8 protein-coding genes and 3 tRNA genes are annotated in these 10,424 nt (G+C 33.1%); 8 read left to right on the top strand and 3 right to left on the bottom strand.

The window, feature by feature from the left end; translation table 11 throughout:
• Nucleotides 1–396 precede the first annotated feature (396 nt).
• The 3 genes from JOC59_RS06585 to JOC59_RS06575 all read right to left on the bottom strand — a co-directional run bounded on the left by JOC59_RS06585 (nucleotide 397) and on the right by JOC59_RS06575 (nucleotide 634).
• Nucleotides 397–468 (bottom strand) — tRNA-Asn (locus JOC59_RS06585).
• An 11-nt stretch (nucleotides 469–479) separates the two neighbouring features.
• Nucleotides 480–551 (bottom strand) — tRNA-Asn (locus JOC59_RS06580).
• An 11-nt stretch (nucleotides 552–562) separates the two neighbouring features.
• A tRNA-Asn gene (locus JOC59_RS06575) sits at nucleotides 563–634 on the bottom strand.
• Between the two features lie 293 nt (nucleotides 635–927).
• On the opposite strand from JOC59_RS06575, the gene JOC59_RS06570 reads away from it, so the two are divergent.
• The 8 genes from JOC59_RS06570 (at nucleotide 928) to JOC59_RS06535 (ending at nucleotide 10,189) form a co-directional block, all read left to right on the top strand.
• Nucleotides 928–1,611: a DUF975 family protein gene (locus JOC59_RS06570; RefSeq protein WP_205144004.1), complete on the top strand. Its 684-nt coding sequence runs from the start codon at nucleotides 928–930 to the stop codon at nucleotides 1,609–1,611.
• 245 nt (nucleotides 1,612–1,856) lie between these two features.
• A complete protein-coding gene (gene licT, locus JOC59_RS06565; protein ID WP_205144003.1) occupies nucleotides 1,857–2,699 on the top strand; it encodes a BglG family transcription antiterminator LicT in 843 nt (280 codons plus the stop codon).
• Nucleotides 2,700–2,816: 117 nt separating this feature from the next.
• Nucleotides 2,817–4,658, top strand: a complete 1,842-nt coding sequence (locus JOC59_RS06560) for a beta-glucoside-specific PTS transporter subunit IIABC (protein WP_205144002.1) — start codon at nucleotides 2,817–2,819, stop codon at nucleotides 4,656–4,658.
• A 26-nt stretch (nucleotides 4,659–4,684) separates the two neighbouring features.
• Complete coding sequence (locus tag JOC59_RS06555) at nucleotides 4,685–6,142, top strand: glycoside hydrolase family 1 protein (protein WP_205144001.1); 1,458 nt, start codon at nucleotides 4,685–4,687, stop codon at nucleotides 6,140–6,142.
• A gap of 218 nt (nucleotides 6,143–6,360) precedes the next feature.
• Nucleotides 6,361–6,756 (top strand): D-ribose pyranase, encoded by a 396-nt coding sequence (gene rbsD, locus JOC59_RS06550; RefSeq protein ID WP_205144000.1) that lies wholly within the window; start codon nucleotides 6,361–6,363, stop codon nucleotides 6,754–6,756.
• Between the two features lie 25 nt (nucleotides 6,757–6,781).
• Nucleotides 6,782–8,284 (top strand): sugar ABC transporter ATP-binding protein, encoded by a 1,503-nt coding sequence (locus JOC59_RS06545; RefSeq protein WP_205143999.1) that lies wholly within the window; start codon nucleotides 6,782–6,784, stop codon nucleotides 8,282–8,284.
• Entirely contained in the window at nucleotides 8,265–9,227 is a 963-nt protein-coding gene (locus JOC59_RS06540; protein WP_205143998.1) for an ABC transporter permease subunit, read from the top strand. Before JOC59_RS06545 ends, JOC59_RS06540 begins: the two co-directional genes overlap by 20 nt.
• 11 nt (nucleotides 9,228–9,238) lie before the next feature.
• Nucleotides 9,239–10,189 carry a D-ribose ABC transporter substrate-binding protein gene (locus JOC59_RS06535; protein ID WP_205143997.1) on the top strand — a complete coding sequence of 317 codons (951 nt, stop codon included), beginning with the start codon at nucleotides 9,239–9,241 and terminating at the stop codon, nucleotides 10,187–10,189.
• Nucleotides 10,190–10,424 lie beyond the last annotated feature (235 nt).

Genomic DNA, 10,424 nt, shown 5'->3' with positions numbered 1-10,424 from the left:
TGATACTCAAGAATTGCATTAAGTTTTGTTTGTTGAGAAAAATACATAAGAAAACCCCTCGATTGGATTTACTCCAATTCGAGGGGTTCAGTTCATTGTCCAAAGGATGTAGCCATAAAGCTGCATGTTTAGACAATGCGGTAATTGAAAATTTATTAAAAACCTGTTCGGCGTACCGAGTAATTTACATAATATAATATGGATTAAAGCAAAATGGACGCCAGCAATCTAGTAGAATGGCAAAATCATGCTATTCAGTTAAACGTTTAAATTAGCACACCTGTTTATTCTTATAGGGCACGGTTGAATCCTGTTTTTTATAAAGTAAAAAACAGGTAATAGCCCTTAAATATTACCTGTTTAAGTGACCACTGCAACTTGATGAAAAGCAAAAAACTGCTCAGGTAGGAATCGAACCTACACACTTCCGATTAACAGTCGGACGCAGTACCATTGTGCCACTGAGCAAAAAAGAGAAACTGTTCAGGTAGGAATCGAACCTACACATTTCCGATTAACAGTCGGACGCAGTACCATTGTGCCACTGAACAAAAAAGAAAAACTGCTCAGGTAGGAATCGAACCTACACACTTCCGATTAACAGTCGGACGCAGTACCATTGTGCCACTGAGCAAAAATTAATTTAATGTGATAAAAAGATTATAACTTATTAATTTTATTAATGCAACAAAATATTTAATAAAAAATTTTGCCATACGAGTAAATTAAATAAACTAGCTTATTTACAATAAAGTTATTATATTATATGAAATATAATCTAGCAAGACTAAAATTAAAAAAAATTAATTATTCTGTAATTTTGGAACTTGTTTGAAAATTAAGTTAAATAAAGCTATACTTATTATTCATAATAGTAAATTGATTTTAAGTTTAAAAATTATTTTACCATATATTTTAGGAGGATATATGAAGAGTCAACAAGAACTCAAACATGAATCAAAAAAATTATTACAGGGACATATATGGTTTTATTTTGTTATGTATTTACCATACCTAGTATTGATAATAGGAGCTTATTTAATGTTAGGTTATGTTCATAATTGGAACTTTATTGATATTGCTAATGACGAAAATAATTTAGGAATGAATATTGCTATTATTATTGGTCAAGTATTCATGGTAGGAATTAGTTATGTAATGATGGATATTAGACGTAATAAAGTAAAATTTGATAAACCAATTGAAAAAGCATTTACGCTATTCAATAAACCTAAATATTTAATGAATGTGATTATTATTTCACTACTTATTAGTATTTTTACTATTTTATGGACGTTTTTATTCATTATTCCAGGAATTATAAAAGCTTTTTCATATAGTCAAGCGCTATATATCTATAAGGATTCAGTTGATCGTGGGCAACCAATGGATGCATTTGCTTGTATAACGGCTAGTCGTAAAATGATGGATGGCCGTAAAATGAAACTATTTTGGCTACAATTGAGTTTCATCGGTTGGTATATTTTGGGAATTGCGACAGCTGGTATTTTATTTGTGTATGTTATCCCTTATTACTATCAAACGATGGCTAACTTTTATCTTGATTTAGCAGAAAATACTAACATAAAGGTAGATGATTCATATCTATAAATAAGGATGTAAAATTACCAAGAGTTTGGTTGATGTAACCAAAAAGAAAGTTATAAAAAAATATTGCAAGCGCTTACAATTAGGTATATAATTACTTTGTTGATAAGGATTGTAACCATTTTATGTGATGGGCAAAACCTGATGATGTTTGGAAAATTTGATGATTGTTTCTACAATCTAAATTTAACCAATCTATTGTCAGGTTTTTTGATTTAAGTTGGAAGGTGGTTGAGCGGGATTAATAGATGAAAATAAAAAAGGTATTTAATAATAATGTCGTATTAGCATTACAAAATAATCAAGAGGTTGTTTTAATTGGAAAGGGATTAGGGTTTCAAAAAAAGGTTGGCCAACCAATAGATGAAAAGCTAGCTGATAAAGTTTATCGCCCATTTGATGAACGTTGGTCAAGACTCTTTAATGAATTATTAAATGATATAGCACCAGAATATGTTGAAATTGCCTCACAAATTATTAAAGTTGCAGAACAATCGTTAAAAACTAAGTTTAATAGTTATATGTTAATTGCCCTATCAGATCATATTCATTTTGTTGCACAAAGAATTGAAGAAAATATAGTGATTAAAAATGAATTATTATGGGAGATTCAGCGATTTTATCCAGAGGAATATGAAGTTGGTAAAAAAGCATTAGCTATTATAAACCGATATTTACAAATTATGTTACCAGATGATGAAGCAGGCTTTATTGCTTTAAAATTTGTTGAAAAACGCTTAGATAATCAGAATCAGCAAGCCATGCAAATGACTAAATTAATTAGTGACATTTTAACAATGGTTCAATATCAGTTACAAATTAAGCTTGATGAAAATGGAATTAGCTATCAACGTTTTATCATACATTTAAGATACTTTGTTGAACGAATTTTACAAGGAGATAATGTTGATAAACATGATGATTTTGATGAAGTTATGAATGAACATATTTTTAAAAAATATACACAGGCGTATCGTTGCACGCAAAAAATTATGCATTTTATTGAAAAAACATTGAAACAACCCGTTTCTAACAATGAACAAATGTATTTAACAATTCATATTCAACGTATTATTACAGAACTAACTTAATCTACATAATGGGATTGTAACTATTAAATTAGGCAAAACCCAAGAATTTTCTCTAACTGTTTAAAAATGATAGAGAAAATTCTTGGGTTTTTGTTTACAAAAATGAGAGGTAAAATTATGGATTATGAAAATTTAGCACGAACTATTTTAAAAAATGTGGGTGGTAAAGAAAATATTAATGCGGCCTGGCATTGTGCGACAAGACTAAGATTTAAATTGAAAAATGAGGATATTGCGCAAACCCAGGATATTGAAAATTTAGATGGAGTTGTAACGGTTGTAAAATCAGCCGGTCAATATCAAGTTGTAATTGGTAATGCAGTGGCAAAAGTTTTTGATCCATTAGCTAGACTCGCCAATTTAGATACAGAGGATAAACCGGCTACGGAGAACAAACAATCAAATGATACGATTATTAATCGCTTTATCGGTTTTATTTCCGGAGTTTTTACACCTTTCTTAGGAGCGATGGCTGGGGCCGGTGTATTAAAGGGGTTATTAGCATTGTTTGTAGCGACTGGCTGGCTACAAACAACTAGTGGAACATATCAAATATGGTATGCAGCTGGTGATGGATTCTTTTACTTTTTACCGATGATGTTGGCAGTTACAGCTGCTAAAAGACTAAATGTAAATCAATTTGTTGCTGTCGCCTTGGCAGCAGCACTGGTATATCCAACACTTGCAACTGCGATTAGTAGTAGTAAAGGAATTGACTTTTTTGGGATTCCAGTTGTACCAACAACATATAGTTCAAGCGTGATTCCGATCTTACTTGCGGTATGGGTTTTATCATATATTGAACCCGTGTTAGATAAGATATTTCCAGAAGCGGTTCGTAATATATTAACGCCACTGGCTGCGTTAATGATTATGACACCCTTGACGTTACTTGTAGTTGGTCCATTAGGAACAAGTGTAGGGACTATTTTGTCAAATGGCGTGTCTGCAATTTATAATTTCGCACCATTTGTTGCAGGGGCAATTATGGGTGCATTTTGGCAAGTCTTTGTTATTTTTGGAGTACACTGGACGTTTGTCCCTGTCATGATGAATAATATTGCAAAATTGGGGTATGATCCATTGTTACCAATTTTAAGTGTTGCGGTTATTTCACAAGCAGGGGCAGCATTAGGCGTTTTTTTGAAAACAAAGGATCCTAAAATGAAATCATTAGCCGGTTCATCAGTACTAACGGCTGTTCTTGGTATTACAGAACCAACAATATATGGTGTTACGTTAAAACTTAAAAAACCTTTTATTTGTGCTTCGATTGCAGGGGCAATTGGCGGGGCAATTGCCGGAGCAGGTGGTGCCCATGCGAGTTCATTTACTTTACCTAGTCTTTTGGCGTTACCAACATACTTAGGAAATGGTTTTGTCAGTGTTATTATTGGTTTAGTAGTTGCGTTTACGCTCGGAACAATTTTAACCTACTTATTTGGTGTTTCAAATGATCGTAATGCTAAATCAACTATTGTGAATAATGAAAATAGTTTAAAGACTGAAACGATTTTACCACCTGTTAGCGGAACCATTATCCCACTAACCAGTGTTAAGGATGAGGTATTTGCATCCGAGGCAATGGGACAAGGAATCGCGATTGTGCCAGACAGTGATGTTATTGTTGCACCAGTTAATGGAACAATTAGTGCAATTTATCCAACAAAACATGCAATTGGCATTATTTCGGAAAAAGGTGCTGAAATTTTAATTCATATTGGAATTGATACTGTGGCACTAAAAGGTAAGTATTTTGAACAATTAGTTGAGCAAAATCAAAAAATAAAACAAGGTGATCCAATACTAAAATTTGATCGAAATGCTATTAAAAACGCTGGTTACGATACAAGTATCATGCTTATTATAACTAACACAGCAGCGTATCAAATTGAAGAAACGCTAGAAACAAAAGCAGATCATAACTGGTTACTAACATTAACACCGGTTACTAAATAATCGTTCAACGAATGGAGATGACAAAAATGTATAAACAAAAAAATATTACTGATTTTCCTGCAGGCTTTCTATGGGGCGGGGCAACAGCGGCCAACCAAATTGAAGGTGCTTGGAACATCGATGGTAAGGGGCTAAGTACAGCTGAGGTAGTCCAAAAAGCACAGAATCGAAAAGCTGTATCAATGGGTGATGTTACGCAAGCAACATTAGCAGTAGCCCTTGCAGATAAAAGTGATGTTAATTATCCAAAAAGACGAGGGATTGATTTTTATCACCGATATAAAGAGGATATTGCATTATTTGCAGAGATGGGATTTAAAGTTTTTAGATTTTCAATTGCTTGGACCCGTATTTTTCCAACTGGCGAAGAAAAAACCCCAAATGAAGCAGGCTTGAAATTCTATGATGATGTTTTAGCTGAATTAGCAAAATATGATATTGAGCCCTTAATTACGTTGTCTCATTATGAAATGCCGATTGCATTAACACAAAAATACAATGGGTGGGCTGGCCGACAGACAATTGCCGCATTTAATCAATTTACAGAAGTCGTTTTAAAAAGATATCAGGGGAAGGTAAAATATTGGTTAACCTTTAATGAAATAAATACAGGAACTTGGGGTTTTCATGAGACTGGGGCCATTGATAAGGCCTTGAGTGAAGATGAACAATTACAAATTCGCTATCAAGCACTTCACCATCAATTTGTAGCGAGTGCAATTGCGACCAAACAGTTAAGGGAAATTGATCCAACTGCTAAAATGGGATGCATGTTAGCAAGGATGCAAACTTATCCAGGAACACCCAATCCGGTAGATGTACGAGCAGCACAATTTGAAAATGAAAAAAATTTCTTTTTTACTGATGTACAAGCACGGGGTGAATATCCAAATTATATGAACCGGTATTTCAATGAACATAATATTATTATCGACATGGCCCAAGATGATGAAACCGTTATCGCCACCTATCCGGTTGACTTTATTAGTTTTAGTTACTATATGACAAATATTACTAAAGAAAAAATGGATGCTGATGCTGTTGGTAATATGGTTGTAGGAGGTCGCAATCCGTATTTAAAAGAATCTGACTGGGGTTGGCAAATTGATCCGATTGGTTTAAGAATAACATTGAATACAATGTGGGATCGCTATCAAAAACCGTTGTTTATTGTTGAAAATGGAATAGGTGCATTGGATAAATTAGATAATGGAAAAATTCATGATGAGTATCGCATTGATTATTTAAGACAACATATTGAACAAATGCGTGAGGCCATCGTTGATGGTGTTGATTTAATGGGATACACGATGTGGGGACCCATTGATTTAATTAGTTTTAGCACATCGGAAATGTCAAAGCGGTACGGATTTATTTATGTTGATCAAGATGATGATGGTCAGGGCAGTTTAAAACGTATTAGAAAAGATTCATTTTATTGGTATAAAAAAGTGATCGCAACTAATGGAAAAGAATTAAAGTAAAAATGTTTTATATTAACCAGTAATAGTTCTACGTTAGAATAAAATAAAAGCGACAAAGTGCAAAATAATTAATTAGTCTCAAACTAATAATTACGATGTACTTTGTCGCTTTTTGTTCTCATTATGAATGATTAACGAAGAGTGAATTTAAAACAAAGTATGTTAAAATGAACTAAGTAAGCGCTTACAAATATTTTTACTATTGTTAGGAGTTATTAATGAAAAAAGGAAACGTTATAAATTCAAATATAGCAAGAGTGATTGCACAAATGGGACATTTTGATACTTTAGCAATTGGGGATGCTGGTATGCCTGTACCAGCTAACACTGAAAAGATTGATTTAGCAGTTACTAAAAACTTACCTAAATTTATTGATGTGTTACAAAATGTATTAATGGAATTAGAAGTTCAAAAGGTATATTTAGCAAATGAAATAAAAACAGCTAATCCAGCACAATTATTGGCAATTAAGAAAGTGATTGGTGAAATTCCAATCGAATTTATTAGTCATGATAATATGAAAAATAATTTAAATAAGGCACGTGCATTTATTAGAACAGGGGAAATGACACCGTATGCAAATATTATTTTAGAAAGCGGCGTTACATTTTAAAAATTTTAATTAGGTGAGGTTTGCTATGAAAATTGAGATGACAGGAATCACCAAAGCTTTTGGGCAAAATAAAGTATTAAAAGGGGTAAATTTTGACATTTTACCCGGGGAAATTCATGCATTAATGGGTGAAAATGGGGCTGGGAAATCAACCTTAATGAATATTTTAACAGGAATAATAGCCCAAGATGAAGGTCTTATTAAAGTTGATGATCAGATAGTTAATTATCCAAATGCTATGGTTGCTGAACAGGCAGGTATAAGTTTTATTCATCAGGAAATGAATAATTATGGTGAAATGACAGTTCTTGAAAATATGTTTATCAATCGTGAAATAACTAATAGATTTGGAATAAATGATACACAAACAATGCGTAAACAAGCTCAATTGTATTTAGAAAAATTAGGGGTTGCAATTAAGCTTGATCAACCAATTAATACGCTGAGTGTAGGAAATCAACAATTAATTGAAATCGCTAAGTCATTGATGACAGATGCTCAAATTATTATTATGGATGAACCAACCGCTGCGTTATCAGAAAAAGAAATACAGAACTTATTTAAAATTGTTAAAGAATTACAAAAAGGTAATGTTAGTTTTGTTTATATTTCGCATCGAATGGAAGAAATAATGATGCTATGTGATCGAGTAACGGTTATGCGTGATGGTATTTCAGTTTCAACTAATAATATTAAAGAGATTAACATAAATAAAATTGTTAAAGATATGGTAGGACGGGAGTTAACTGATTTTTATCCTAAGCGGACACCAAAATTTGGGGATGTTTTTTTAGAGGTAAGAAATTTTAGTAGTACTGGCTTATTTAATAATATTAATTTTAAAGTACACGCTGGTGAAATTATGGCTTTTTCAGGTCTGATGGGAGCTGGACGTACCGAAATTATGCGGTCAATCTTTGGCATTGATTCATTTGATAGTGGGCAAATTTATTTACATAATAAGCACATTATAAATAAAACACCAGCTGATGCGATTAGTAATGGAATAGGATTTATAACTGAAAATCGAAAAGATGAAGGATTAATTTTAGAGGATAGCATTTCTAATAATATTGATTTACCATCATTAGATGGATTTACTAAAAGAGGAATATTAGATACTAAAATAATTGATATTTTTGTGGATAAACTAATAAAAAGGCTACATATCAAGGCCATGAGTTCTCAGGATACTGTAAGTAGTCTTTCGGGTGGTAACCAGCAAAAGGTAGTTGTTGCCAAATGGATTGGTGCTGGTTCCAAGGTATTAATTTTAGATGAACCAACGCGAGGAGTTGATGTTGGGGCTAAACATGATATTTATGAACTAATGAACGAATTAACTGATCGCGGAGTTGCCATCATCATGATTTCAAGTGATTTACCCGAGGTAATTGGGATGAGTGATACGATTACAGTTATTTACGAAGGTCAAGTTAGTGGAACATTAACAACTAAAGAAACTACACAAGAAGAGATTATGACATTAGCCACAGGAGGAGCTTCTAATGAATCCATCAAAAAGTAAAAAATTTGAAGTTTTAACATTTATAGAAAAACTTGGTCCAGTGCTAGCATTAGTATTTCTGGTGTTATTAGTCACGGTTATGAATCCAAGTTTTTTGGAAATTAATAATATTTTAAATCTATTAAGACAAGTATCAATAAATGCGTTAATTGCTTTTGGAATGACATTTGTTATCTTAACAGCGGGGATTGATTTATCAGTAGGTTCAATTCTAGCCTTTACGGGAGCAGTTACTGCTAATTTGATTGTAGCCGGTGTCCAGCCAGTATTTGCATTAATAATTGGAATTGTCTTAGGGGGTATTCTAGGAGCAATTAATGGTTTAATTATTACGATTGGTGGTGCAGCCCCCTTTATTGTCACACTAGCAACAATGACTATTTATCGAGGCGCAACATATGTATTTACTAATGGAAATCCAATTACGGGCGCTAATATGACTAACAGCTTTTTCTTTCAAGTACTTGGGCGAGGATATTTTTTAGGGATTCCTTTTCCAATTGTAATTATGCTTATTGGTTTTATCATATTGTATGTTTTACTGCATAAAATGCCCTTTGGTCGAAAGACCTATGCAATTGGGGGAAATCCTAAAGCGGCTTTTGTTTCAGGAATTAAAATCAATAAGGTGACCATTTGGATTTATTCGATTTCTGGAATGATGGCGGCAATTGCAGGGGTTATCTTAACTTCACGTCTCAATTCAGCTCAACCGGATGCAGGGACTTCTTATGAGATGGATGCTATTGCGGCAGTTGTTTTAGGTGGAACATCATTGGCTGGTGGTAAAGGACGTTTATTAGGAACGCTGGTGGGGGCCTTAATAATTGGTACGCTTAATAATGGGATGAATTTATTAGGTATTTCAAGTTTTTATCAACAAATTGTTAAGGGAATTGTAATTATTATTGCTGTATTACTCGATCGTAGAAAATCAAATTAGAGGTTAATAATATGCAAATTAAAACAAAAACATGGTTTTTTATCGGGCTTAGTCTTATTAGCACGCTATTTTTAACAGGTTGTTCAATCATTACGTTAGAAAATCCATATCAAAAGAGTGAAAAAATTATTAAAAAGAGTCCAAGTAAGCTTAAGGTGGGGGTATCACTATCAACCTTAAATAATCCATTTTTTATTTCCATTAAAAATGGTGTAAATAATGCGGCACAAAAAAACAAGACTAATGTACAAATATCTGATGCCCAAAATGATACGGCTAAACAAAATAATGACGTTGAAGACATGATTCAAAAAAAGGTGGATGTATTAATTATTAATCCTGTTGACTCATCAGCAATAACACCTGAGGTTAAGGCCGCTAATGATACTGGTATTCCAGTGATTACGATTGATCGGTCCTCAGACGGTGGGAACGTACTAACACTGGTTGCTTCTGATTCACGTAAGGGTGGTAAAATGGCTGCACAATTTATGATTGAACAGCTTGGTAAAAATGCACAAATTGCTGAATTACAAGGGATTCCAGGAGCTTCAGCAACACGGGAACGTGGTGGCGGTTTTGATGACGCTGTTAAAGGTAAATTAAATATTGTTACTAAACAAACTGCCAGCTTTGATCGCGCGAAAGGTATGACAACTACTGAAAACATTGTGCAAGGGCATCCAAATATAAAAGGTATTTTTGCGCAAAATGATGAGATGGCGTTGGGAGCTGTGCAAGCATTAAAGGGCAATAAAAATATTATCTTAGTTGGGTTTGATGGTTCAGAAGATGGTCTTTCAGCTGTAAAAAAAGGCCAAATGACAGCGACTGTTGCTCAAAAACCATATAAAATGGGACAATTGGCAATGCAAGCAGCTTATGATCATTTTGCTGGTAAGAAAGTAAGTAAGAATATTGCTTCGCCACTTCAATTGGTTGTAAATAAAAATTATAAATAAAAGAGACAAATTATTGAAGAATCTAGGACACAAGCAGCTTAGATTCTTTTTTGTTACCAAACACTTTACTAATAACGTGTAATTATAGATTAATATGCGTTTGTTGCAATTGAATTAAGGGTATTTTAGGTAATTTAATTTTTGATAATATTACTGCTCAGTGAAAATAAAAAATAAGTTAAACACATTTTACACCCATTATATATCTAAAAGATATATAATGGGTGTATCTTTT

Origin of the sequence: Periweissella beninensis (genome assembly GCF_016908275.1) — a bacterium.
Lineage (GTDB): Bacteria > Bacillota > Bacilli > Lactobacillales > Lactobacillaceae > Periweissella > Periweissella beninensis.
This window is presented reverse-complemented; position numbering and strand designations above follow the sequence as displayed.

Coding starts and splice junctions, on each gene's coding strand:
- JOC59_RS06570 (WP_205144004.1), top strand. CDS start 928: ATGAAGAGTCAACAAGAACTCAAACATGAATCAAAAAAATTATTACAG.
- licT (WP_205144003.1), top strand. CDS start 1,857: ATGAAAATAAAAAAGGTATTTAATAATAATGTCGTATTAGCATTACAA.
- JOC59_RS06560 (WP_205144002.1), top strand. CDS start 2,817: ATGGATTATGAAAATTTAGCACGAACTATTTTAAAAAATGTGGGTGGT.
- JOC59_RS06555 (WP_205144001.1), top strand. CDS start 4,685: ATGTATAAACAAAAAAATATTACTGATTTTCCTGCAGGCTTTCTATGG.
- rbsD (WP_205144000.1), top strand. CDS start 6,361: ATGAAAAAAGGAAACGTTATAAATTCAAATATAGCAAGAGTGATTGCA.
- JOC59_RS06545 (WP_205143999.1), top strand. CDS start 6,782: ATGAAAATTGAGATGACAGGAATCACCAAAGCTTTTGGGCAAAATAAA.
- JOC59_RS06540 (WP_205143998.1), top strand. CDS start 8,265: ATGAATCCATCAAAAAGTAAAAAATTTGAAGTTTTAACATTTATAGAA.
- JOC59_RS06535 (WP_205143997.1), top strand. CDS start 9,239: ATGCAAATTAAAACAAAAACATGGTTTTTTATCGGGCTTAGTCTTATT.